At 57.3% G+C, this 24,663-nt stretch carries 15 protein-coding genes; 10 read left to right on the top strand and 5 right to left on the bottom strand.

The features are described from left to right. Window positions 1-359: 359 nt before the first annotated feature. Together RB620_RS24920 and RB620_RS24925 are read right to left on the bottom strand one after the other, a co-directional pair. Complete coding sequence (locus tag RB620_RS24920; RefSeq protein WP_308099131.1) at window positions 360-1,100, bottom strand: class I SAM-dependent methyltransferase; 741 nt, start codon at window positions 1,098-1,100, stop codon at window positions 360-362. A 9-nt stretch (window positions 1,101-1,109) separates the two neighbouring features. Then, window positions 1,110-2,033 (bottom strand): AraC family transcriptional regulator, encoded by a 924-nt coding sequence (locus RB620_RS24925; RefSeq protein WP_308099133.1) that lies wholly within the window; start codon window positions 2,031-2,033, stop codon window positions 1,110-1,112. Window positions 2,034-2,195: 162 nt separating this feature from the next. Here RB620_RS24925 and yicI point away from each other — a divergent pair, with 162 nt between their 5' ends. From yicI to RB620_RS24965, 8 genes are all read left to right on the top strand, one after another. Beyond that, a complete protein-coding gene (yicI, locus tag RB620_RS24930; protein WP_308099135.1) occupies window positions 2,196-4,520 on the top strand; it encodes an alpha-xylosidase in 2,325 nt (774 codons plus the stop codon). Between the two features lie 409 nt (window positions 4,521-4,929). Further along, a complete protein-coding gene (locus RB620_RS24935) occupies window positions 4,930-7,398 on the top strand; it encodes a glycoside hydrolase family 95 protein (protein ID WP_308099137.1) in 2,469 nt (822 codons plus the stop codon). Continuing rightward, window positions 7,398-10,265, top strand: coding sequence for a glycoside hydrolase family 3 C-terminal domain-containing protein (locus RB620_RS24940; protein WP_308099139.1), 2,868 nt, complete (start codon window positions 7,398-7,400; stop codon window positions 10,263-10,265). The genes RB620_RS24935 and RB620_RS24940 overlap by 1 nt, the downstream gene beginning before the upstream one ends. 79 nt (window positions 10,266-10,344) lie before the next feature. Next, window positions 10,345-12,150 (top strand): sensor histidine kinase, encoded by a 1,806-nt coding sequence (locus RB620_RS24945; protein ID WP_308099141.1) that lies wholly within the window; start codon window positions 10,345-10,347, stop codon window positions 12,148-12,150. Then, window positions 12,143-13,696, top strand: a complete 1,554-nt coding sequence (locus tag RB620_RS24950; protein WP_308099143.1) for a response regulator transcription factor — start codon at window positions 12,143-12,145, stop codon at window positions 13,694-13,696. Before RB620_RS24945 ends, RB620_RS24950 begins: the two co-directional genes overlap by 8 nt. A gap of 703 nt (window positions 13,697-14,399) precedes the next feature. Beyond that, on the top strand, window positions 14,400-15,290 hold the full coding sequence (locus RB620_RS24955) for an ABC transporter permease (protein WP_308099197.1): 891 nt from the start codon (window positions 14,400-14,402) through the stop codon (window positions 15,288-15,290). A gap of 12 nt (window positions 15,291-15,302) precedes the next feature. After that, entirely contained in the window at window positions 15,303-16,196 is an 894-nt protein-coding gene (locus RB620_RS24960; protein ID WP_308099145.1) for a carbohydrate ABC transporter permease, read from the top strand. Between the two features lie 396 nt (window positions 16,197-16,592). Continuing rightward, window positions 16,593-18,320 carry an ABC transporter substrate-binding protein gene (locus RB620_RS24965; protein WP_308099147.1) on the top strand — a complete coding sequence of 576 codons (1,728 nt, stop codon included), beginning with the start codon at window positions 16,593-16,595 and terminating at the stop codon, window positions 18,318-18,320. A gap of 74 nt (window positions 18,321-18,394) precedes the next feature. Here the strand turns inward: RB620_RS24965 and RB620_RS24970 are convergent, their stop codons facing one another. Together RB620_RS24970 and clpP are read right to left on the bottom strand one after the other, a co-directional pair. Beyond that, entirely contained in the window at window positions 18,395-18,820 is a 426-nt protein-coding gene (locus RB620_RS24970; protein WP_308099149.1) for a hypothetical protein, read from the bottom strand. Between the two features lie 107 nt (window positions 18,821-18,927). After that, window positions 18,928-19,512, bottom strand: a complete 585-nt coding sequence (gene clpP / locus RB620_RS24975) for an ATP-dependent Clp endopeptidase proteolytic subunit ClpP (RefSeq protein ID WP_308099151.1) — start codon at window positions 19,510-19,512, stop codon at window positions 18,928-18,930. Window positions 19,513-19,709: 197 nt separating this feature from the next. Here clpP and RB620_RS24980 point away from each other — a divergent pair, with 197 nt between their 5' ends. Then, on the top strand, window positions 19,710-20,447 hold the full coding sequence (locus RB620_RS24980; protein WP_308099153.1) for an RNA polymerase sigma factor: 738 nt from the start codon (window positions 19,710-19,712) through the stop codon (window positions 20,445-20,447). Window positions 20,448-20,493: 46 nt separating this feature from the next. After that, complete coding sequence (locus tag RB620_RS24985; RefSeq protein WP_308099156.1) at window positions 20,494-21,225, top strand: HAD family hydrolase; 732 nt, start codon at window positions 20,494-20,496, stop codon at window positions 21,223-21,225. Window positions 21,226-21,322: 97 nt separating this feature from the next. Here RB620_RS24985 and RB620_RS24990 read toward each other — a convergent pair whose 3' ends face one another. Further along, complete coding sequence (locus RB620_RS24990) at window positions 21,323-24,646, bottom strand: DEAD/DEAH box helicase (RefSeq protein ID WP_308099158.1); 3,324 nt, start codon at window positions 24,644-24,646, stop codon at window positions 21,323-21,325. Window positions 24,647-24,663 lie beyond the last annotated feature (17 nt).

The following is a 24,663-nucleotide window of genomic DNA, read 5'->3' on the forward strand; positions in this document are numbered from 1 at the left end:
ACGAAAAATCGTACTCACAACGCCCAACCGGGGCGCAACGTGCCGAATGTGTACGAAAAATCGTACTCACAACGCCCAACTGGGGTGCCATGTGCCGAATGTGTACGAAAAATCGTATACATTACGCCAAACCGGGGTGCGACGGGCCGAATGTGTACGAAAAATCGTACTCCAAACCCCCAATCGAGGTGCAACGGGCCGAATGTGTACGAAAAATCGTACTCACAACGCCAAACTGGTGCGCAACGTGCCGAATGTGTACAAAAAATCGTACACATGACGCCCAACTGGGGTGCAACGTGCCAAATGTGTACGAAAAATCGTATACATCACGCCCAAACGCGGCGCAACGTACCCCATCAGACGGAGGAGGGCTTCTCTGCCGATACGATCAGAAACATCGGCCGCCGCAGCTCGTCCCGCATGCCCGGCTGTTCCAGCACGCGATCTGCCGGCACGGGTTCGTTGACTGCTCGAATCGCGAAGCCCGCGCCGATTACGGCGTTCATATAGGTCGAGACCGTGCGGTGGTATTTGACGACGTTGTCTGCGAGGAACGACGTGACGCGGCGCCCTTCCGACTGATAGTCGTCGACCGGCCAATGCAGCCGGTTGCCTTCCTCGTCGGCGAACCAATCCTGCTCTTCACGGGAGGTGAAGATGGGGTGCTCGACCGAGAACACGAACGAACCGCCAGGCTTCAAAACCTCGTATACCTTGCTGCAAATCGCATGGAAATCCTCGATATAATGAAAGGCGAGAGAGCTGATGACGACGTCGAATGTCTCGCGTTCGAACGCGATGTCTTCGATCGGCTGACGAATGTACCGTATGCCCGTTCCGTCGGCAAGCTGCTCCGCCTTAGCCAGCATGTTCGCCGAAATATCGACGCCTGTCACGTCCCGCGCTCCCTGACCATGGGCGTACAGGCAATGCCAGCCGTAGCCGCAGCCTAGATCCAGGACGCTTTTGTCCCGAAGCTCCGGGAGCAGCGTCTTCAGGATATGCCATTCCCCGGCACCCTCCAGTCCTTTGATCGATCTCTCCATCCGGCCGTACGCAGTAAAAAAATCCGCGTCGTCGTATTTGTTTTGTTTCATCCCAATCCCTCATTCCATTGTAGTAGCCGAGCTTATTTTGCCATTCGCCTTGCGGTATTCCGAAGGCGTGCATTTCATTCTCGCCCGGAACACCTTCACGAAGTAGCTGATATGGTCGAAGCCGACGTCCATGGCGACGCTCGCGATCTTGGCGTCGGGCTGCAGAAGCAGCTCGGCGGCCTTTTTGATCCGGTAGCCGTTCAGGTATTCGACGGGCGTCTGATGGGTCATGCTTTTGAAGAAACGGCTGAACTGGCCTTCGCTCATCGGAATTTGCTCCGCCAGCTCCGAGATTCGAAGCGGACGCCGATAGTGGTCGTGCATATACGAGATGACGGATTTCAGCCGCTCGATCTTGAATTGCATGGGGGACCTGCCGTCGCGATCGCTTCGGTTGCAAAGCTGCCCGTTCGCGGCATATACATGCAGCATCAGGTAGAGCAATCCCTTGGCGGCCGCTTCATAGCCGCCTTGCTCCTTGGCGCAAACGTCGATCAGGCTTCGCAAATAACGAACGGAATCGTCTCCCCAATCCGTTCTCGGCTTCAGCAGGCGCGGAAAGGTTCGCGACTTGTCTAGAAGCGGGGCGACGTATTTCTCCTGAACGGCATCGAAGCTCGCGCTGGCGAGTAGCTCCGGGTCGAATACGATCGCGCAATACGAGCAGCCGGACCCGCCCAAGGCATGTCCCGCGTGAATGTCGCCTCCGTCGATGAAGACGGCTTCGCCCTCCCTTACCGGGAAGTAGTCCGCGCCGACCTGGAATAGCACCTCGCCCTCCAGCACGCAGAACAGCTCCGCCTCCGAATGCCAATGGCATTCCAGCACGGGCTCGCCCGGCGCGATCGGCCCGATCCAATACGCGGCGAGAGGGAAGCGGTCGGTTCCGTGAAGGCGGTTTTCCTTCAGCGATTGTTTTTCCGCGCGTTCCATTCGGCCATGCGCCTCCATCCATACACGATTTTCTCAAAAGTATCAGAATTGTGCTACAAACGAGCATGATTCTGTTAGTTGAACCGCTTACTTATCAGTATACTGCAAGTATATACGATAGCAATGCCGCAAACATTTTAAAATAAAGGTTGGTGTATATTAATGAAATTTACAGACGGTAATTGGTTGATTCGCGAAGGATTTGGAGTGCTTGGCGCCGTTCAGGCCCATGATTTCGAGCAATCGGCGGGGAGATTGACGGCCTACGCGTCGCCGCGGCCGATTGTATCGCGATCGAACATGCTGGATACGATGCTGCTGACGGTGCAATTCCATTCGCCGATCGAAGGCGTCATCGGTGTGAAGCTCATTCACCATGCCGGCGTCGTGGAACGCGGACCCGCATTCGAGCTCGCGGGCGAAGGCGGCCATGCCGTCATCGAAGAGAATGAAGCGGAAGCGATGCTTACGACCGGCAACCTTAGCGTCCACATCCGCAAGGGCGGCGAGTGGCGCGTCGACTTCTACCGGAACGGCGAACGGTTGACGGGCAGCGCGCAGAAGTCGATGGCGTACATTACGTCGAGCGGCGACGGCAAAGCGTATATGCGCGAGGAGCTCGACCTCGGCGTTGGGGAGTGGGTGTACGGACTCGGAGAGCGGTTCACGCCGTTCGTCCGCAACGGGCAGACGGTTGACCTTTGGAACAAGGACGGAGGCACAAGCTCCGAGCAATCGTACAAAAACATTCCGTTCTACCTGACGAACAAAGGTTACGGCGTTTTCATCAACCATCCGGAGCTCGTCTCGCTGGAGATCGCATCGGAGAAGGTGAAAAAGGTACAATTCAGCGTCGAAGGCGAATCGCTGAGCTATTATATCGTAGACGGACCTAGCATGAAGGACGTGCTCGGCCGGTATACAGATCTGACGGGCAAGCCCGCGTTGCCGCCCGCCTGGTCGTTCGGCCTGTGGCTGACGACGTCGTTCACGACCGACTATGACGAAGCGACGGTCATGTCGTTCGTCGACGGCATGGCGGAGCGGGATTTGCCGCTGCACGTCTTCCACTTCGACTGCTTTTGGATGAGGGAATTCCATTGGACGGACTTCCAGTGGGACGAGCGAGTATTCCCGGATCCGGTCGGCATGCTGAAGCGGCTAAAGGAGAAGGGGCTCAAGATCTGCGTGTGGATCAATCCGTACATTGCCCAGCGCTCCAGGCTGTTCGAGGAAGGCATGAAGAACGGTTATCTCGTGAAACGCCCGACCGGCGATGTCTGGCAATGGGATCTATGGCAGCCGGGCATGGCGCTGGTCGATTTCACGAACCCGGCGGCCTGCGAGTGGTACGCGTCGTATCTGCGCCAGCTGGTCGATATGGGCGTCGACAGCTTCAAGACCGACTTCGGCGAGCGCATCCCGACGGACGTAGTTTATTACGATGGCTCCGATCCGTACAAAATGCACAATTATTACACATACCTCTATAACCAAGTGGTGTTCGACGTCCTTGAAGAGAAGCTTGGCCGAGGCGAGGCGGCGTTGTTCGCCAGATCGGCGACGGCTGGCGGACAGAAGTTCCCGGTTCACTGGGGCGGGGATTGTTACGCGGATTACGAATCGATGGCGGAGAGCTTGCGCGGCGGATTGTCGCTTGGTTTATCGGGCTTCGGCTTCTGGAGCCACGACATCGGCGGCTTCGAGAACACGGCTCCGACGCATGTGTTCAAGCGTTGGCTGGCGTTCGGACTGCTCTCCAGCCATAGCCGGCTGCACGGCAGCAAGTCGTACCGCGTGCCATGGGCGTACGATACGGAAGCGGTGGATGTGACGCGTTTCTTCACCAAGCTGAAATGCACGCTGATGCCGTACCTGTTCCGCACCGCCGTTCAGGCGACGGAGCAAGGCGTTCCTTCGATGCGAGCGATGGTGCTCGAATTCCCGGAGGACCCAACCTGCGAGATGCTGGATCGACAGTACATGCTTGGCGACAGCATGCTCGTCGCGCCGATCTTCAGCGAAGACGGCAAGGTGACGTATTATTTGCCGCAGGGTACCTGGACGAACTTCCTTACGGGCGAAACGACGGAAGGCGGCTCGTGGCGGAAGGAAACACATGATTTCATGAGCTTGCCGCTTTACGTGAGGCCTAATACGCTTCTGGCGATCGGAGCCGACGACCGGCGGCCGGACTACGATTACGCCGACGGAGTGAAGCTGTCGCTGTACGCGCTTGAGGACGGAAAGTCTGCTGAAGCCGTCGTCCACGATCTGAAGGGCGCCGTCACGCTAAGAGCGGTAGCTACGCGTCGCGGCAGTGAGATCGCGGTCCAAGCGGAATCGTCGGCGGGCAAACCGTTTACGTTCGAGATAGCAGGCCACAAGAGCCGCTTGAACGTAGCGGGCGCGGACGTCAACACATCGGGCGGACTGGTGTCGGTGCCTGCGGGAAGCGGCGGGACAACGTTCGTCATCACGCTGTAGAAGGACGCCTTGCAAGCGAGCGGCATGCGGTAACGGACTCCACAGCCGCTATTTCGGGATTTATAGTTGACTATTAATTGTAACGGACCTGAGTGACGTTATTCGCCGGCTGGAGAGGAACAATCCAGTCAAAACGCGCAAATAACGGCGACTGGGTCCGTTATTTTTCGAATCGGCTGTTTTTCGAGCAAATAGCGGCTTCGCGGTCCGTTAGATACGCGGAAGGCCCGTGTCGGCGCGGTCGGCCCGAGAATGTCTAATTTCCATATGATTTTTTGTGAAATCGCTTGGGTACTCCGGCTCGCGGGCATTCGGTATGATGGAGAATGAAGAAGACTTATCGCTTGGAGATAAGGAAATCACGCGCGGATAGACAGGATAAACGAATCGCCAAAAGGGGATGAACAAAATGGTGCGCTTGGGGGATGACGGCGCGGGCCGCAGCCGGAAGGCTGGCGTAAGCGGCGAGACACGGCCGATGGCGATCTGGTATCGGAAGCCGGCGGTTTCATGGAACGAAGCGCTGCCGCTTGGCAATGGCCGATTAGGAGCGATGGTCTTCGGGGGCATCGGAGAAGAGAGGCTACAATTAAACGAGGATACGTTATGGTCGGGTTTTCCGAGGGATACGAACAACTACGAGGCGCTAAGGCATTTGAAGCGGGCTCGCGAGCTGCTGGCGGAAGAGCGGTACGAGGAAGCCGAGAAGCTGATCGAGAGCAAGATGCTCGGCGTCAATTCGCAGGCGTACCAGCCTCTGGGGGATTTGCTTATCGAACAGCGGTTTCCAGCCGGGATCTCGGGCGAAATGGACGCGAGCGGCTACCTGCGGGAGCTTGATCTCGATGCGGCGGTAATGACCGTCCGGTTCCAAGCCGGCGGCGTAACCTATTCGCACGAGACTTGGATCAGCGCGCCGGACAACCTGCTCGTCAGCCGTTATTCGGCAACGAAGAATGGGGTCGTTGCGCTTGCGATCGCCTTCGATTGCCCTCATCCGTCGGAGCAGTCGGTTAGTCTTCCGGGCATGCTTCAGCTAAACGGGAGATGTCCCGTCCACGTGGCGGATAATTATCATGGTGATCATCCGATGGCCGTCCAGTACGAACATTATCGCGGCATCCGCTTCCAAGCGAGGCTGGACGTTCGGACGGACGGAACGGCGTCGCGCGATGCCGAGGGGCGCCTTAGCGTTGAAGGCGCCACCTTCGTCGAGCTGCGCCTCAGCGTCGCGAGCAGCTTTCGAGGTTATGGCGAGCAGCCGGGGCAAAGCTTGGAGGAATTGATCGCGAGCAATGCTAACTGCCATGAGAAGGCGGGCCGTCTTTCGTACGAAACGCTTAAGAATCGGCATTTCGCCGATTATGTTTCGTTGTTCGGGCGGATGACATTGCGTTTAGGCGATGCGCACGATGCGGATTCCGGAGCGGAGATCTCGGCTTTGCCGACCGATGAGCGGCTGGCTGCCTACCGGAATGGAAGCGGAGACCGGGGACTTGAAGCGCTCTACTTCCACTACGGACGGTACTTGCTCATCTCGAGCTCCAGACCGGGGACGCAGCCCGCGAATTTGCAGGGGATATGGAACGAACATGTCCAGCCGCCCTGGAACAGCAATTATACGACAAACATAAATGCGCAAATGAACTATTGGCCTGCGGAACCATGCAATCTGAGCGAATGCCATGAGCCGATGCTGCGTCTGGTGCAAGAGGTTAGTGACACCGGCTCGCGGACGGCGGCCATCCATTACGGCTGCCGGGGGTGGACGGCTCATCACAACATCGATCTATGGCGGATGACTAGTCCGTCCGGCGGCCATCCGAGTTGGGCGTTCTGGCCGCTCGGGGGCGCATGGCTCGCTCGCCATTGTTGGGAACGCTTTCTGCATCATCCTGATGTTGGCTATCTTGCCCGGGAGGCCTATCCGATTATGCGCGGGGCGGCTATGTTTTGCCTCGATTGGCTGCAGGTGATGCCGGACGGGAGGCTTGGGACCAGCCCATCGACCTCGCCGGAGAACAAGTTCGTGACCGCGAACGGGAATGCCGCGAGCGTCGCGGAATCATCGGCCATGGATATGGCGCTTATTCGCGAGCTGTTCTGCCACATGCGGGAGGCGGCGGATATTCTCGGCGGCGAAGGTTTTGCGGACGGCGAGCTGATCGCCCGTATCCGCGATGCGCTCGAGCGGTTGCCTGAGCCGGCGCTTACGCCGGAAGGGACGCTTGCGGAATGGGGACGGCCGTTCCCCGAACATGAACCGGGACATCGCCATGTCTCGCATCTATATGGCTTGTACCCGGGCGATTCCATTACGATCGACGTAAGTCCCGAACTCGCCGCCGCTGCGGGATCGTCGTTAGCCCAAAGAATCCGCAGCGGCGGCGGACATACGGGGTGGAGCTGCGCTTGGCTCGTTAATTTGTACGCGCGGCTTGGGGAAGGGGATGAAGCGCATCGTTACGTGAACACGCTGCTGTCCCGTTCCACGCTGCCGAACTTGCTTGACAACCATCCGCCCTTCCAGATCGACGGCAACTTCGGCGGAACGGTCGGCATCGCCGAGATGCTCGTGCAGAGCCATGGCGGAACGGTTCGTATGCTGCCTGCGCTTCCGTCCGCTTGGAAGGAAGGCAAGGTGACCGGCCTGGTCGCCAGGGGAGGTTTCGTCATCGGGATGACGTGGAGGGAAGGGCTGCTGCAATCGGCGTCCATCCGGTCTCTATACGGCTCCACCCTGAAGCTAAAGCTGAACCTGGAGGACGAATACGAGGTTCGCGGAGAAGGCGGCGAATTGCGTGATCACCGTGAGCCGCTGACGACCGCAAAGGGCTGTATTTTGGACATTCAAAGGAAGAAAAGAGGGGTTCGATAGTGACGAAATCGACGATTTATCCATACCTGAACATGGAGCTTTCCGTGGGCGAACGGGCTGCCGACTTGGTGTCGCGTCTTACGCTTGACGAGAAAATCGAATCCATGGTGCAATACCAGCCGGCCATTGAGAGGCTTGGCGTACGCGCCTACAAACACGGGACGGAGGCCGCCCACGGCATGGCGTGGCTGGGGGAGGCGACGACGTTCCCTCAGCCGATCGGCCTTGGCTGCACGTGGAATCCGGAGCTGATGAGGACAATAGGTTCGGCAATCGGGGACGAAGCACGCGTTTATTACCAGCGCAATCCGGAAATCAACGGGCTTACGTTGTGGGCGCCGACGGTCGACATGGAGCGCGATCCTCGCTGGGGAAGAACGGAGGAGGCGTACGGCGAAGACCCCGTTCTGACGGGCGAGCTGACCGCCGAGCTCGCGCAGGGGCTTCAAGGCGACCATCCGCGTTATCTCAAAGCGGTGGCGACGCTGAAACATTTTATCGGGAACAATAACGAAATTAATCGGGGCAGCTGCTCGGCCAGCATCGATCCGCGCAACATGAAGGAATATTACCAGGCCGCGTTCAAGCCGGCGTTCGTGAAGGGCGGAGCGAAGTCGATGATGACGTCCTACAATGCCGTCAACGGCACGCCGACCATTCTGCACGAGGACGTGAAGCGGGTCGTCAAAGAGGAATGGGGCATGGACGGGTTCATCGTCAGCGACGCGGGCGACTTGCTCGGCATCGTGAACGATCATCGTTATTACGAGACTTACAAGGATGCGGTTGCCCATTCGATCAAAGCCGGCATCGACAGCATTACGGACGACAAGGAGAAGAGCTGCGCAGCGATCCGGGAGGCGCTTGCGGAAGGTTTGCTTGCCGAATCCGACCTCGACGAGGCACTTCGCAATACGTTCGGCGTCCGGTTCAGGCTCGGCGAATTCGATCCGGAGGAAGGAAATCCGTACGCGAATACGCCGGAGTCGAAGCTGTGCGCGCCGGAGCACGCGGAGCTGTCGCGCCGGGCGGCAAAAGAAGCGATGGTGCTGCTGAAGAACGACGCTGGGCTGCTGCCGCTAGGTAAGTCGTCCGCAGGCGATGTCGCGATCATCGGACCGCTCGGTGACGTCGTCTACCGGGATTGGTATTCGGGAACGCTGCCCTATAAGGTGACGCCGCTGGACGGCGCGAAGGCGGCGCTAGGCGAGGCGCGCGTTACGTTTTGCAGTGGGAACGACACGGTTGCGCTGCGAACGGCAGGCGGGCGCCCGCTCGTTTTGGAAGCAGGGGACGGCAGCCGGTTGCTGGCGGGAGCGGAGGACGCCGCGCCGGACGCCTTCGAGTTGACCGATTGGGGCTGGGGCAGCCTGACGCTGCGCAGCTTGGCGAACGGCAAGCTGCTGTCGAGCGCGGACGATACCCATCTCGCGGCGAGCGCGGAAGAAGCGTTCGGGTGGTTCGTGAAGGAGATCGTCGGGCTGGCGGGAGAGGAAACGCGGGGTTATGCGCTTCGAACCTGGAATGGCAAGCAGGTGCGCGTGCCGGAAGGAGAAGGCGCGCTGACGATCGATGAACAAGAAGCGGATGCCGCTTATCCGATCCGCAAGCAAGTGCTGCGGGATGGTCTGGCGGAAGCCGTCGCGGCGGCCAAAGCGGCGGATACGGCCGTGGTGGTCGTCGGCAATAACCCGCTCATCAACGGCAAAGAAGAGATCGATCGCCAAGGCCTTGAGCTGCCTTCCTCGCAGCAGGCTTTGATTCGCGCCGTTCTGGATGCGAATCCCCGCACGGTCGTCGTCATCGTCGGCAGTTATCCGTTCGCGCTAGGCGAGCTGGCGGAGTGGATTCCGGCCATTCTGTACTCGTCCCATGCAGGCCAAGAGCTCGGTCACGCGCTGAGCGATGTGCTATTCGGCGACTATTCGCCCGCCGGGCGGTTGAACATGACGTGGTACCGGTCGGCGGAGCAGCTGACGGACATCATGGATTACGACATTATGAAAAGCAAGCGGACGTATCTGTATCTGGAAGACGAGCCGCTGTATCCGTTCGGACACGGCTTATCGTACGCGGAGTTTGCGTATGGAGGGCTGGCCGTCGTCGATGAGACGGAGGCGGCAACCGATGGCGCCGTTTCGGGCGGACAAGTGCGCGCCATGGTGACGGTGAGCAACGGTTCGGCCTTCGACGCGGACGAAGTCGTGCAGCTTTATGTGCGCGTGGAAGGTTCTCGCGCGCGGCGTCCGCTCAAGAAGCTGGTCGGCTTCCGCCGGCTCTCGATCGCGGCAAGGTCAAGCGAGCGGATTGAATTCGTATTGCCGGCGGAGGAGCTGGCGATGTGGGACGTGACGAGGGAACGCTTCTGCCTGGAGCAAGGCGAATATGTGTTCATGATTGGGGCTTCTTCTTCGGATATCCGCGTCACGGCGGCGACGGAACTTCGAGGCGGGGAGAGCATTCCTCTGAGGGATCTGACACGCGCGACCCGAGCGGCCAATTATGACGATTACGAGGGGATCATCCTGGATGAGTGCAAGGAAGGCGGCACCTGCGTCATGGCGAAGGAGGACGGCTCCGGCTGGATAGGGTTCCATGGTGTCGATTCTCGTATTGTTAGCGGCGGCGAAATCGCGACATTCCTTGGACGCGCGCTCGTTGGACGCGGAGGCGGAACGATCTTGTTGACGGACGCCGCGCAAGGCGGGACAACGATTGGAAGCAGCGACCTGGCCGCAGACGGCTCCGGGACGTGGATGGATGTTCGGATTCCGCTCGCAAGCGGTCTCGTGTTAGGCGAAGCGGGAGGCAGTCTATACATCCATCTGACCGGGGACGTGAAGCTAAGCCAGTTCCTGCTTGTCTAACGGGCAGGAGCAGCCGGACGCCGGGTATGCTAAAATGAATGGATCATTAGCCGAGGTTACGGCAAGGAGACGGACGACCATGTTCAACAACTTCTTCAAGCAGCTCGCGAACCGTACGAACGACATTCGGATCAAAAATAAATTGATTGTTTCGTTCATTCTCGTCGTCTTCGTGCCGGTCCTTATCGTTGGCGTGTTCCTGACTTCCGCTTTCCGGCAAAACGTGCTCGATCAGGCGACTCAGCAAGTCGGAAGCAACGTGGACAGGGTTAAGTCCCAGACGGCGGACATCATTCGTATGCCGCTGGAAATTTCGGACAACCTGCTGAGCGACACGAGGCTGATGAACGTGGTCAACACGCAATATCCGACGACCTACTCCGTCGTGGCCGCATACCGTGAATACCGGGATTTCCGGGATTCCGTCAAGCTGTACAACGAAATTCACAACGTGCGTTTTTATTATACGAACCCCACGATGCTCGATAACTGGGAATTTCTTAGGGTGACGCCGGAGAAGTCCAGGGAGCCGTGGTTCAAGCATGCGATGGACGAAGACGGCATCCGCTGGTTGTACGTCGAAGACGAGACCAAAGGAAACGAAAAGTTTCTAAGTCTCGTCCGCAAGGTGAACTTCCCCTTATACCGCACGAGCGGGGTGCTCGTCATTACGATCGACCCTACCGTGCTCGGCAGCATGATGCGGCAAGAAGCGTTCGATACGATGATCATCGAGGATAACGGCTACATCGTGGCGGCGAAGGACGGCGAGCTCGTCGGGAAAAACGTGAACGACCTGACGTTCGCGACCGAGCTCGCCGGCAAGTCCGAGGGCACGTACGAATTCCACTACGGGGGCAAACCTTCCCGCGTCGTCATCGAGAAGCTGGTCCCGTCCTCCAGCCGCAACGGGCTGCGGATCGTATCGGTATTCGCCGTGGACAGCATCGTCGGCGGAGCGAACCGGATCAGCCTGCTCGGGCTCGCGATCATGATGGTCAGCTTAGCGGTGGCATGGGTGCTTATTTATATGACGTCAACGCTGATCTCGAAGCGGATGCTCGTCCTGCACAAGGACCTGAACAAGGTGGCAATGGGCGATCTGAACGTCATCTCTTCGGTCAGCGGCAACGACGAAATCGGAATGTTGTCCAGACAGTTCAACAACATGGTCGTCAGCATACGCGGTCTAATGGACGACGTCGCCGACTCGGAGAGCCAGAAGGCCCAGCTGCTGCTTCGTCAGAGGGAGATCAAGCTGAAGATGATGGCCAGCCAAATCAATCCGCATTTCCTGTTCAATGCTTTGGAATCGATTCGGATGAAAGCCCATTTGAACGGCCAGAAGGAGATTTCCGTCGTTGTCCGGATGCTCGGCAAGATGATTCGCCAAAACTTGGAGGTAGGCAATCGCAAAATCGCGCTTCGCGACGAAGTCGAGGTCGTGCGCTGTTATTTGGAAATCCAGAAATTCCGTTACGGAGGCGACAGACTTTCCTTTCTTCTTGACGTGGATGAAGGATGTGCGTCGGTCGAGGTTCCGCCGCTCGTCATCCAGCCGATTGTCGAGAACGCTGTCGTGCACGGGCTGGACCATGTCGAGCAAGGCGGCTTCGTATCCGTACGCGCGTACGAAACCGGCGATCATGTTCGCATCGAAATCAAGGATAACGGTTCCGGCATCGAAGCCAGCCGGATGGAAGCGATCAATCGGGCGCTTGACGATATGGACGAAGAGGAAGATTATCGAATCGGCCTTCGCAACGTTCACCAGCGGTTGGTGATGATATACGGCGACGGCTGCGGATTGAACATCCAAAGCGAACCCGGCCGGGGAACGCTTATTACGTTTGATATACCGACTGGGGGGATACGGCATGCATAAAGTGATGATCGTGGATGATGAACCGATGATCCGGCAAGGGCTGCAAACCTTGATCGATTGGGAGCGGCACGGATTCGAGATCGTCGGAACGGCGGCAAACGGCAAGGAAGCCGTGCAGAAGCACGGCGAGCTTCGCCCTGACTTGATCCTGATCGATATGCGGATGCCGGTCATGGACGGGCTGCAGGCGATCGAACAGATCAGGCAAACCGACGATTCCTGCCATATCTTGATTCTAAGCGGGTATGCCGACTTCAATTATGCCAAGCAGGCGATCGTTTACGGCGTTGGCGGTTACGTCGTGAAGCCGATTGATGAGGATGAACTGGAGAGCTACGTGGAACGAGCGTCCAAATCGCTTGGCATGCAGAAGGAAGCGGGTACGGGGATTGGCGTTCGCAACATTGCCCTGCTTCGCGAGGAGCTCCTGCAAAGTCTGGTTGACGGGAAATCGCCGGAAGCCGGCATGGGGGAGAAAGAGCAGCGGGAGCTGTTCGGCTCCGTCGCGGCTCTTGCCAACAGCCGGCTGCTGCTTGCCGAGCTATATAGCCGCGAGCATTCCTTGACGATGAAAACGGTCGCGAAGAAGAAGCTGACCGAGCTGATCGAAGGACGCGAGCTCGGCTGGGTATTCGCTGCCGAGCCCTACATCGGCATGCTGCTGAAGAACGGTGCGCAGCTTCGCGGCGGCATGGAGCCGTTCCGGGAAGCGCTGGAGGAGGCATGCGGCAGCCGGATTCGGTATACGGCGGTCGTCAGCCAGCCATTGAAAGCGTTAGCAGAGCTGCCTGCGGCCAGCTCGAATGCGAAGTCGCGGCTGAAGCGGCGGTTTCTGCTCTCCGGAGGCTGCATCTACGATGCGGCTGCGGAAGCTTCTTCGGGAGCTGAACGACCTGAGAGCGAGCCGCTGTCCGTCGAGGACATGGCACAGCTGCTGTTCTACCGTGTCGATCTCGGCAACGGCAACGATGTGCTCCAACAGGTGGACGAGTTCGCAGCGGATCTGATTCGGCTCGGCGACTCCGAGCAGGCGCTGAAGAGCAACTGGGCGCAGCTGCTTACCCTTCTGCTTAACAAAGCGGCCGCAATCCATCCCCAGCTGTCGCTGAAGGAGGATTTGTACATGGTGACGAGACTGTATATGGCCCATCATTACGGCGAGATGATGGATGAGCTGAAGACGAGGCTGCTCGAGCTGACGGCGAAGATCGGGGGCGCGGACGGCAGCGTCACGATGAAGCGCGTAACGGATTTCATCGAGCGCCACTATAGCGAGCCGCTCAGGCTCGAGACGCTGGCGGAGCTGTTTAATTACAACAGCGGGTACCTTGGCAAGCTGTTCAAGAGCCACACCGGCGAGAGCTTCAACACGTATCTCGACAAGGTGCGCATCGAGCAGGCGATCAAGCTGCTTCGCGAGGGACACAAGGTACATCAAGTCGCGGAACGGGTCGGTTACGCGAACGTCGATTATTTCCACGGCAAGTTCAAAAAGTATAAGGGCGTGTCGCCATCCTCGTACAAGAGCGGGGGGAGCGGCATCTAGTAGCGTTGCCCTTTTCCCGATAATGAAAGCGGCAAGGGACGAAGTCTGCGTTCTCGTTCTTGCGTGAGAGAGCTTGCCATCCGTATCGGATGACAAGCTCTTTTTGCGTTTAAGCCCGCTTTTCGCAGACGGTCGCAAGCCGGCTGACGGCTGATGTGCCTTGATCAACAGCGCCTAAAGGGGAACCCTGTTTGATTTTAATGGGAAAACCTCCCTCTAAATAGATCCGACCGTCGTACAGATGCGATTTAGTTGGAAAAATGCCCTCTAATGTCTCGGATGAGCGCTCAATCAAGCCGCAGCCCCGTAATTAGCTGGAGTTATTCCAGCTAACGGTCGAGTTACCTTCACCTTTGCAGATTAGTTGGAGGTTTTCCCATTCGTTTTCTCGTATGAGCAAAAAAATTAGCATTCGTGCTGCTCCTTATGTGAGATTGCTGCGCGGCTAGTATGCTGCTCCCAATGTCTTCGATGAGGAGTTAGGGGTATATGGTTAGTGGTAGAAGCGCTATTTTTGACATGATTTTATGTCGGATTTGGCGGGTGTCGGAAGAAGGCGGTTATCCGTTACGATTAGGACAGCAAATACAGCAGGTCAGTCATGGCGTGAGCAGAGGGGGAAACAAGTCAGATGAAATCAAACCTGTCAGCAGAAGCGGGGCGCGTCACCGCTGCCGCCAAACGTAAGCGGTTTCTCGGACGGATGGTCGAGCACCGGTACTTATACTTGATGTCGCTCCCGTTCGTCGTGTGGATTATCGTGTTCAGCTACGTCCCGATCTGGGGCTGGCTTATGGCGTTCCAAAATTACAAGCCCCGGTTCTCGATCTTGAACCAGAAGTGGGTCGGATTCGACAACTTCGTTGAACTGTTCTCGGACGATCGGTTCTATCTCGTTCTTCGCAACACGCTCGGCATGAGCGTCATGGGGCTTATCGTGAGCTTCACGATTCCGATTATTTTTGCCTTGTTCATCAACGAAATCAAAAATCAGTTCTTCAAACGATCCATCCAAACGATCTCGTACCTGCCGCATTTCGTCTCCTGGGTCGTCGTCGCAGGTCTCGTATCCAAGATGTTGTCCACGGACGGCGGAGCGGTCAACCAGCTGCTGGTGTCACTCAACCTGATTGACCAGCCGATTCAATTTTTGGCCAAAGGCGAGTGGTTCTGGTCGATTGTCACCGCGTCGGACGCGTGGAAGGAAACGGGCTGGAACTCGATCATCTTCCTAGCCGCCATGGCGGGCATCGATCAAGAGCAATACGAAGCGGCGACGGTGGACGGCGCCGGACGGTTCCGCAAAATGTGGCACATTACGCTGCCGGGTATCCGCACAACGTTCATGGTGTTGTTCATCCTATCGATCGGGCATCTGATCAGCATCGGCTTCGAGAAGCAGTTCCTGCTGGGCAATCCGCTTGTCAGCGACTATTCCGAGGTACTCGATTTGTACGCGCTGAACTACGGCATTAACCTAAGCCGCTACTCATACGGCACGGCAATCGGTATCTTCAACTCCGTCGTCAGCATCATCCTGGTATTCGCGGCGAACCACATCTACAAACGAGTTACGAAAGAATCGATTATTTAAGGAGGCCTATGCATGAATAGCATTACGAGGCGCAGATACGGCGACAAGTTGTTCGACACCGGCCTCTATCTGGTAATGATCATCGCCGCGATCGTCACGTTATATCCATTCCTGAACGTGCTTGCCATCTCGTTCAACGATTCCATCGACACCGTACGAGGCGGCATCACGATCTTCCCCCGGGAGTTCACGTTCGACAACTATGCGACGATATTTGCTTTCGATGGCTTGCTCACCGGCTTCAAAAACTCCGTCATCCGGACGGTGGTCGGCACAGTCATCGGCGTTCTGGCCGCTTCTATGCTGGCTTACACGTTAAGCCGCCGCGACTTCCAGGCGAGAAAATGGATGTCCGTGCTGTTCACGATGACGATGTATTTCTCCGGCGGACTCATTCCGGGGTACATGCTCATGAGGCATCTGGGACTGATCGGCACGTTCGAGGTCTACATTATCCCGGCCATTCTGAGCGTATGGAACGTGTTCGTCGTGCGCTCCTATATCGACAATCTGCCGATCGCTTTGCAAGAATCGGCCAAGATCGACGGTGCGAACGACTGGACAATATTCTGGCGGGTCATTCTGCCGCTCTGTCAGCCTGTGCTGGCGACCATCGCTTTATTCGTGGCCGTCGGCCACTGGAACGCTTGGTTCGATACGTATTTGTTCAACAACATGAAAGCGGAGAATACGACATTGCAGTACGAGCTGATGAAGGTGCTGCAGTCGACTCAATCGGGCAACAACTACCGGGATCCGAACGCGCAGCAAGCGATCGCCTCGGTATCGCCGGAATCCATCAAGATGGCGATCACCATCGTCGTCACGGTGCCGATCCTGATGGTGTATCCGTTCCTGCAGCGTTATTTCGTGAAGGGCATGACGCTCGGCGCGGTAAAGAGTTGATTTGAAGGGCGGTCGCCGAGTTGAGCAGCGCAACCGGGCTGTTGCGTAAAGCGGCTTGTCCAAATGGAATACGTATTTGTGAAATCTCCGCTTTTGCTGCTGCGAATTCTTACGGTTGTCACAGCGCCTAAACGGCTTAATGGGCTCGCTTTTACCGGCTAACGGTTGCCTTGGAGCTTATCGAACACAAAAGGCGCTCAATCGGAACGAACTCCAAGAAATAGGCGTGCTCACAACCGTTACATGTAGAAAGTCGGCGAAAGTGACCAACTAGACGCTGTGGCAACCGTTACACAAAAAGTCAACAGCAAGCGGACTTTTTGAACTACCTTCGATAGCAACAGGTATCCTGTTCTATATAGTTAGACACATTATAAAAGGGAGGCAATACCAGAGATGAAAAAGAACGCAAAAATGATGTTCAGCACGCTGCTTGTCCTCATCTTTATCTTCCTCGCGGCTTGTTCCGGCAACAATGGCGGAAACGCCGGCAATAACGGCGCGGCGAACGGCGGCAATGCTGGCAATTCCGGCAATGCCGGCAATGCAGGCGAGGAGTCGCTTGAACCGATTACGATCCGTCTGGCTTCGGGCGACGTCAACGCCAACTGGGACGACATGCAAAGCGAAGTCGGCAAAGAAATTCAGGCCAAGACAGGCGTTACCCTCAAGCAGGAATTCCCGGTTGGCGGCAGCGACGCCGACATGTTCGCCCTCATGGTAGCAAGCGACGAATATCCGGATCTCGTCATGCCGAAGGGCAATGCTGGCAAGCTGGTTGACGCCGGCGCCTTGATCGACCTTCGTCCCTTGATCGAAGAGCATGCTCCAAACCTGAAAAAAGTATACGGCGATTACTTCAACCGCCTGCGCTGGAGCGAAGAAGACGACGCTATCTACGTCTTGCCGCAAGACGGCGTCGGTCACACGTACTTCGAAGCGGGCGGCGGCTTCCAGCTGCAGCACAAGGTGCTCGAAGCGGCCGGCTTCCCGGAAATCAAAACGGTTCAAGACTACGAGAACGCGATTAAAGCCTACATCGAAAAAAATCCGACGACAGAAGACGGACAACCGACGATCGGCATGTCGCTGAACGGTGGCGAATGGCAGATTCTGATATCCGTAACGAATCCGGCATTCTACGCGACTGGCACTCCGGACGACGGCGAGTTCTTTATCAACCAAGAAACGCACGAAGCCATCATGCACTACCAACGTCCGGAAGAGCGCGAATACTTCCGCTGGCTGAACCACATGAATGACATCGGCCTGCTGGATCCGGAAAGCTTCGTTCAGAAATATGACCAATACAAGGCAAAAATCGCTTCCGGCCGCGTCCTTGGCCTGGTCGACCAGCAATGGGACTACGCGGACGCCGAGAACGCGCTGAAAGCCGAAGGCAAATTCGATTCGACGTACGCCCGCTTCCCTGTCACGCTTGACGAAAAGTATCAAGACCATTCCTTCCAAGGAACGGGGTACCTGTCCGGTTACGGCATCGCCATCACGAAGGATGCCAAGGATCCGGTACGCGCCATCAAATTCCTGGATTACCTGGCTTCCGACGAAGGCCAAGTGCTCGTGAACTGGGGCATCGAAGGCAAACATTACAACGTCGAGAACGACAAACGCGTTATTCCTGCCGACGTGCAAGAGAAGAAGTCGAACGACAACAATAACTTCAAGAAAACGACAGGCATCGGCAACTACCTGATCTCCGCGCGTTACGGCGACGGCGTTCAGGATCCTAGTGGCAACTACTACACGACGAACTTCCCTGAGCAAATCGTGACCAGCTACTCCGAAGCCGACAAGAAGACGCTCGCGGCTTACGGCGCGACGACCTACAGAGATCTGTGGCCGGCGAAAGACGCGTTCCCTGAGCGCAAATACGGCGCGGCATGGACGCTGCCGTTCGAGACGGGCTCGGAAGCGAACGTTATTTTCCAGAAGACGCAAGACATCATGAAGAAACGGATCCCGGAAGCAATTCTGGCGAAGCCGGCGGACTTCGACAAGGTATACGATGCGTTCCTGAAGGATCTGGAGGACGCTGGCGTGGCCAAGCTGAACGAAGAATTTTCGCAAATGGTTAAGGATCGCGTAGAGCTTTGGTCCAAATAAAGGTTTAACGAATGAAAGGCCAAGCGGGGGAATGCTCCCCTGCTTGGCCTTTGTCTATTATGAAGTTTGCAGATTTATTTGTGCCCGTACAATTGGACGTCAATAGTGTCGACTCTTCGGCGGCATCCGCCCTCGTATCTTGCCGCGTAGACTCTTATGTTCACGTAATCGCCCGGAACGGAGTACGTGTTCGTGTACGACTCTCCCGGAGCGAGCCTGACTCTCCCAAGCGTATAGGAGGTTTCGCCGTTCCGCGTACTTAGTAGAGTCACATAAACGTTGGAGACGGAAGTGCCGCGGTTCGTCGCCAAAAGGCGAAGCGTAGCGTATTCGCGGACGTCGATGCCCGGATCATGGTGATGGTGGTGATGATGATGATGTTCATGGTCACCGTCACTATCATGATGGTGGTGGTCGTTCTGCGTCAACACCCTGCCGGTGCCGGGGCGAAGCGATACGCCTTCGGCGGGCGTGCTGTACAACGATTTGTTTTTGGCCATATTCACACCTTCTTCTTGTTAAAAGTACTACATGCTATGAAAGCGTTATAGCATTTGCTTGTACTTTTGCCCCGAAGGTGAGTGTCACGATAGAGCTCGAAACGAGATTACCGCTGCGTAATGACTTTGTCGATGATCCCGTATTCGAGCGCTTCCTCGGCGGACATGAAATAATCGCGGTCCATGTCCCGTTCGATCTTCTCCAGCGGCTGCCCCGTCCGTTCGGCCGTAATCCGGTTCAGCTTCGCTCGCGTGCTCAGAATGTGTTTGGCCGTGATGGCGATGTCGCTCGCCTGCCCGCGGGCGCCGCCGTGGGGCTGATGAATCATGATTTCGCTGTTCGGCAGCGCGAACCGTTTGCCCTTCTCTCCCGCTAGCAGCAGGATGGCGCCGAAGGAAGCCGCGAATCCGGTGCAGATCGTGCTGATCTCCGGTTTGATGTACTGCATCGTGTCGAAGATGGCAAGGCCGGCCGTCACCGAACCGCCAGGGCTGTTGATATACATGTGGATGTCCTTGTCGGGATCTTCCGCCGCGAGGAAGAGCAGCTGCGCGATAACGCTGTTCGCGATTCCGTCGTCGATCTCCGAGCCGACGAAAATAATACGATCCTTGAGCAGGCGCGAATAAATATCGTACGATCGTTCGCCGCGATTCGTTTGTTCCACGACATAGGGGATAGGGATGTTCATAGGTTTGGCCTCCAATACGTTTGGAATGGGTTGCGCTGGGTAAACGATTCCGAAGAGTGGAAAGATACGCCGCAAAAAACATATAATGAATTTGCGGAAATCGCGTAACTTTTACAGTTGTTCATTCGTTTACCCCTAGAGCACGATCATGTTTTGGCTACGGAATCCGCTCCGTCGCGGGCGAAGGAGGCGAATCAATGAAGACACATGAACGGGGTGCGGGATTGAATACGGAAGATAGAGGCTTGGAGGTTGACGTTCTGCAGGGAAAGCTGCAACGGTATTGCCTGTCGCTGACGGGCACCGTTCAGGACGCGGAGGATTTGGTTCAACAAACATGGGAGAAGACGATAGTACGTCTGGAGAAGCGGGGGCATGCCAATCCGGAAGCGTTCTTGCTACGGGTAGCCAAAAATACGTGGATTGACGAATGCCGCCGGAGACGGATGCTTCGGGATCGATTGGATCGCCTCCGGCAGCCTAACGAGCGTGCGGCGGTTGACGCTTCGGATGCCGAGCGGGCGATCTCGGCGTTATATCGCCATCTGTCTCCGATTCAGCGCACGGTTTTTATGCTGCGCGATACGCTCGGGTATTCGGCCGCCGAGACGGCGGATCTGCTCGGGACGAGCGAAGGCGCGGCGAAGGCGGCGCTGCATCGGGCGCGTCAAGCGTTAACCGCCGTAAGAGACGAGTTGATCCGGGAGCGGGACGGAGACGATTCGGCCGGGGGCATAGGCGGGGCCGCGGAAGAGCTGGCGCGCAAAGTCCGCGAAGCCTATATCGAGGGCCGGGTAGACGATCTGATCAGCTTGTTCTATTCGAATGCTGCGGCCGCGGATGGTCTCCACGTCGTGGGACGGATGGGGCAAGCGGCCATGCAGCCGGCGTGGCAGAATCCGCAATCCGCGTATTCGCTTCGCATGTCGGCCTGAAATTTTGTTACCATATCAGAATACTGCAAAGATAGGATTTGTGACGATGAACAAAGCGGTTTTTTTTGACGTGGACGATACGTTGTACGACCATCTGCTCCCCTTCCGCAAGGCGGTGTCGAAGTGGGTTTCCCGCGTGCCGGACTTTCCTTACGAGAAAGCTTACCACCGGCTTAGGTATTATAGCGACATCCTTTCGCTTGAGCTCGGGGGAGCGGGCATGATGGAAGCCGGGGATGCGACGGAGGGCATGAGAAGACGGCGATTTCAGTTGACACTCGCAGAATTCGGGATTGAACTCTCCGAAGAAGAGTCGGCCGAAGTACAGGCGGCTTATATCGGCTGCCAGTATGACATCGAGATGTTCCCGGGCGCCAGGGAGTTGATGGCGGAGCTGGCGGCGACGGGGACGATCGTCGGATTGGTTACCAACGGCGCCGGTCCCCATCAGCGGCGCAAGATCGAGGCCATGCGCCTGGAGGGGCTGATTGCCCCCGAGAACATCTTCGTATCGGGCGAAGTGGGCTGGGACAAACCGGATGCGCGGATATTCCGTTATATCAACGAAGTGACGGGCACGAAGCCGGAAGACTGCGTCTACATCGGCGACTCCTGGCGCAACGACGTCATCGGCGCTTTGGCGGCCGATTGGACCGTCGTCTGGTTCAACCATCGGGGAACGGTACCCGAGACGGACGACCGTCCGCATCATATCGTCGCGGGCTATAAGGAGCTGGCGGGGTTGTTCTCGGAGCTTTGCCAGGCGACGCTCGCTTAGCCGCAGTGTATGCTGCGGCTTTTTTGCATTTGTTTTTGTTAGCCGGAATCGACGCTGCGGTTGCTGGACGAGGTTGCGCATCCGGCGCTTGGATTCGCTAAATTCCGATCGAAAGCAGCTCCCGAAGATCGGCTTCGGTCAGCGAAGACGAAGCGTTGCCGTCCGGAGAGAGCACCTCGTCGATGAGACTCATTTTTCGCTGCTGCAGCTCGACCATCTTGTCTTCGACGGTACCCTCGGATACGAGGCGAATAATTTGCACGACGTTGCGTTGTCCGATCCGGTGGGCGCGGTCGGCGGCTTGCTGCTCCACCGCGGGATTCCACCACAAGTCGTAGAGGATGACCGTGTCCGCTCCGGTCAAGTTGAGGCCGGTGCCTCCGGCCTTGAGCGACAGCAGGAACAGCTCGCGCTCCCCGTCGTTGAATCGATTGCATAACTCGACTCGCTCGGCCGCAGGCGTGCTGCCGTCCAAGTAGAAGTACGGCACGCCCCGGAAGCCGAGCTCGCGGCCAATGAGGCCTAACATCTCCGTGAACTGGGAGAAGACAAGCGCGCGTTTGCCGGTGCTGCGGCATTCCTCGACCAGCTCGAGCAGCTGCTCGAACTTGGCCGAGCTTCCTTGGTATCCTTCGACGAACAAAGCAGGATGGCAGCACAGCTGCCTGAGACGCGTGATACCCGCCAAAATTTTGATCCTCGCCTTGCCGAAGTCGTCGCTGTCCAGATGCTTAAGCGAATCTTGGCGCAGCTTGGCCAAGTAGGCGGCATATAACGTCTTCTGCTCCGGCAGCAGCTCGCTCGATTGCAGCGTCTCGATCTTCTCGGGCAGCTCTTTGAGCACGTCCGACTTCAACCTGCGCAGCAGGAAGGGCCGGCTGCGTCTCGCGACTTCCTCGCGCGTCAGCTCTCCGAATTGCCGTAGATCGGGGAACAGCCCCGGGAATACCGCCCGGAAGATGGACCACAGCTCATCAAGCCGGTTCTCGATCGGCGTGCCGGTCAAGGCGAACCGAAACTCGGCTTGCAGCGCCCTGACCGCTTCAGCCGTCTGCGTGTTCGCGTTTTTGAACGCCTGGGCTTCGTCCAGAATAAGCGTATGGAAACGCTGTGCGGCGTACAGATCCCTGTCCCGGCGAAGCAGCGGATACGATACGATGACGACATCCGGCGTTTGGCCGCCTGCCGTCCAGTCGAGCGCATCCTCCCGTTCCTCCTTGCTGCCGTCGGCGATGACCGCAACCAGCCCGGGGGCGAATCGTTCTAGCTCGCCCCTCCAGTTGTACATTAGGGAAGCGGGGGAAACGATCAGAGCGGGTTTTCCGGAAGCGCGAATATCCTGCACGACCGACAAAAGAAACGCGATGCTTTGGACAGTCTTGCCGAGCCCCATCTCGTCGGCGAGAATGCCGCCGAACCGATAGGCGGCGAGCGTCTTCATCCATTGGAAGCCAGTCTTCTGATAATCGCGGAGCACGGGACCGAGCGATGCCGGCAGAGGAAAATCGAGCCGTTCGGGATCGCGCAGGCTGTCCAGCAGCTCCTTCAGGGGACGGTTCAGCTTTACCGAGCCCGCGTGCGGCATGTCCAGGAGCGCAGCCGCTTTGCCGATGGGAACTCGGGCCATGTCGCCGTGAAGCGCAAGATGATGCAAGCCGACACCGTTCATGACGCGCAGCATCGCTTCGAAAGCTTCCGTCTTCAGCGGCAACAACGCTCCGGTTGCCAACTTGTAATACGGCTTTTTGGCCTCGACCGCTTGCACGACGGCCTTGATTTCTTTCTCGGCGATGCCGTCCATGTTGAATTTGAACTCCAGCCAATCGGTTCTCTCGTCCCACGAGAGCGAGATCTTCGGCGGAATCGGGTCCGCGACGATTCGAAGCTTCACGGCTGCGGTCGCGTAGACCGTCAACAGCTCCTCCAGCCGCGGCACGATTTCGTGGAGGAACAGAAACTCGTCGTCGTCCCCCTCCATCACGAAACCGCCTTCCGTCCTGACGAAACCTTCCTGCTCGAACAAATTCAAAATGTTCGATTCCTTCTCGGCGTCGCGCATCAGAATGCGTTCGGCCCCCCGCGGCTTATCCGCCTGTTCAAGCGGATTGATCACGATATCGCCGTATTGGAATTCCAATCCTGCAAGCAGTCGCCCACGGATGCGGTCCAAGTACATGCGGGCTTTGAGCGGCTGGACCCAGATCCGATCCGAAATCGCCGCCGCCAGCTTAAGCTCCCCAAGCTTCATCAGGCTCGGAACGACCCTCTCCATGAAACGTTCCATTTGTTCGGGGGCGATGCAGACGGTCTCCTCCTCCAAGGTGTCGCGCAGATCCGAGAAAAGAAGCTCCTTCAGCTTGGCGAGTTGGATCAGCCGGGCGCTAGGCATTCGATAGAACGTTCCGCGCAGGAACGCCATGCCGTAAGCTTCGAGCAGGATCAAATCTTTTATGCCGGAAGACGTCAGCGCATAACCTTCCTGTTGTTCCGAACGGTCCAGTCCGAAGCTAACGGGCAATCGTTCCTCCGGCCGGTTTACGAGCGGCTTGCCGTAAGAAGCGGGTTTCGAACGACTCCGGTTGGCCTCCTGATGCACTTCCGTCTTCAACTCCCGCGCGGCCAGCAATGCGGAAAGGAGCTCCTCCCAACCATGTGGCGGAACGATAAGCAAACGTTGATCTTGCACCGTATGGGAAGGAGGAAGTTTGCCGTGAAGCACGGTTGTTTTATACTGCTCGTCTTGCCGGATGACGGTGATCAGCTTATGAATGACAAGTTCATCCTCGGGAAGGAATCGGTGCTGCTTCGGATCGTAGCGGAAAAGCTTCGCGAGCGGATAGTCTCTTCTTTGGTCGATATGCATTAGAAATTCCGGCAGTCGCTGGACGATATACGGCTTTTGTAGTCCGACTCTCAGCTCCAGTCCGATTCTGTGTTGGCCGTCTGCGGAAGGAATGAGATGGCAGCCGAATTCGGCTGTCAGCGCCGTCCGATCGTCCCTAAGAGCTCGGCTGACGCCCGCTCTTCTTGGTTGATCGCCGAATAAACCGAATAGATTTTCGACGATTTCGCGATCCGGCGAGCTGTTCAAATAAACTTTGCCCTTGCTTTCAAGATGATGCGAACGCAGCAATCCGCTGTTCATTCGCTCTTCGATGGCGATCAGCGCGGCTGCCGAATGTTTGCAGAACAAGTCTTCCGCTAGAAAGGACAGACATCCGCATTCCGGTTCGACGAGTCCATCGTTTCTTAGACGGACATGCACCGCATATGGCCGATTGGCTTGCACGGTAGCCGTGTAACGGTCGTCGCCGGACAACACGATGGATACTTTGCCGTCAAGCACGTAAGCGGCTCCCCTGTCGTAGTTGGTTTGGCCGCAAAGCTGGATGATCTGTCGGCGGGTCAGTGAAACGGGCATCTTGATCTCCTTTTGGC

It is taken from the genome of Paenibacillus sp. LHD-117 (genome assembly GCF_030929555.1).
In the GTDB taxonomy this organism is placed as follows: Bacteria; Bacillota; Bacilli; order Paenibacillales; family Paenibacillaceae; genus Pristimantibacillus.

Coding starts and splice junctions, on each gene's coding strand:
- RB620_RS24985 (WP_308099156.1), top strand. CDS start 20,494: ATGAACAAAGCGGTTTTTTTTGACGTGGACGATACGTTGTACGACCAT.
- RB620_RS24950 (WP_308099143.1), top strand. CDS start 12,143: ATGCATAAAGTGATGATCGTGGATGATGAACCGATGATCCGGCAAGGG.
- RB620_RS24945 (WP_308099141.1), top strand. CDS start 10,345: ATGTTCAACAACTTCTTCAAGCAGCTCGCGAACCGTACGAACGACATT.
- RB620_RS24935 (WP_308099137.1), top strand. CDS start 4,930: ATGGTGCGCTTGGGGGATGACGGCGCGGGCCGCAGCCGGAAGGCTGGC.
- RB620_RS24920 (WP_308099131.1), bottom strand. CDS start 1,100: ATGAAACAAAACAAATACGACGACGCGGATTTTTTTACTGCGTACGGC.
- RB620_RS24970 (WP_308099149.1), bottom strand. CDS start 18,820: ATGGCCAAAAACAAATCGTTGTACAGCACGCCCGCCGAAGGCGTATCG.
- yicI (WP_308099135.1), top strand. CDS start 2,196: ATGAAATTTACAGACGGTAATTGGTTGATTCGCGAAGGATTTGGAGTG.
- RB620_RS24960 (WP_308099145.1), top strand. CDS start 15,303: ATGAATAGCATTACGAGGCGCAGATACGGCGACAAGTTGTTCGACACC.
- RB620_RS24980 (WP_308099153.1), top strand. CDS start 19,710: ATGAAGACACATGAACGGGGTGCGGGATTGAATACGGAAGATAGAGGC.
- RB620_RS24925 (WP_308099133.1), bottom strand. CDS start 2,033: ATGGAACGCGCGGAAAAACAATCGCTGAAGGAAAACCGCCTTCACGGA.
- RB620_RS24990 (WP_308099158.1), bottom strand. CDS start 24,646: ATGCCCGTTTCACTGACCCGCCGACAGATCATCCAGCTTTGCGGCCAA.
- clpP (WP_308099151.1), bottom strand. CDS start 19,512: ATGAACATCCCTATCCCCTATGTCGTGGAACAAACGAATCGCGGCGAA.
- RB620_RS24965 (WP_308099147.1), top strand. CDS start 16,593: ATGAAAAAGAACGCAAAAATGATGTTCAGCACGCTGCTTGTCCTCATC.
- RB620_RS24955 (WP_308099197.1), top strand. CDS start 14,400: ATGGTCGAGCACCGGTACTTATACTTGATGTCGCTCCCGTTCGTCGTG.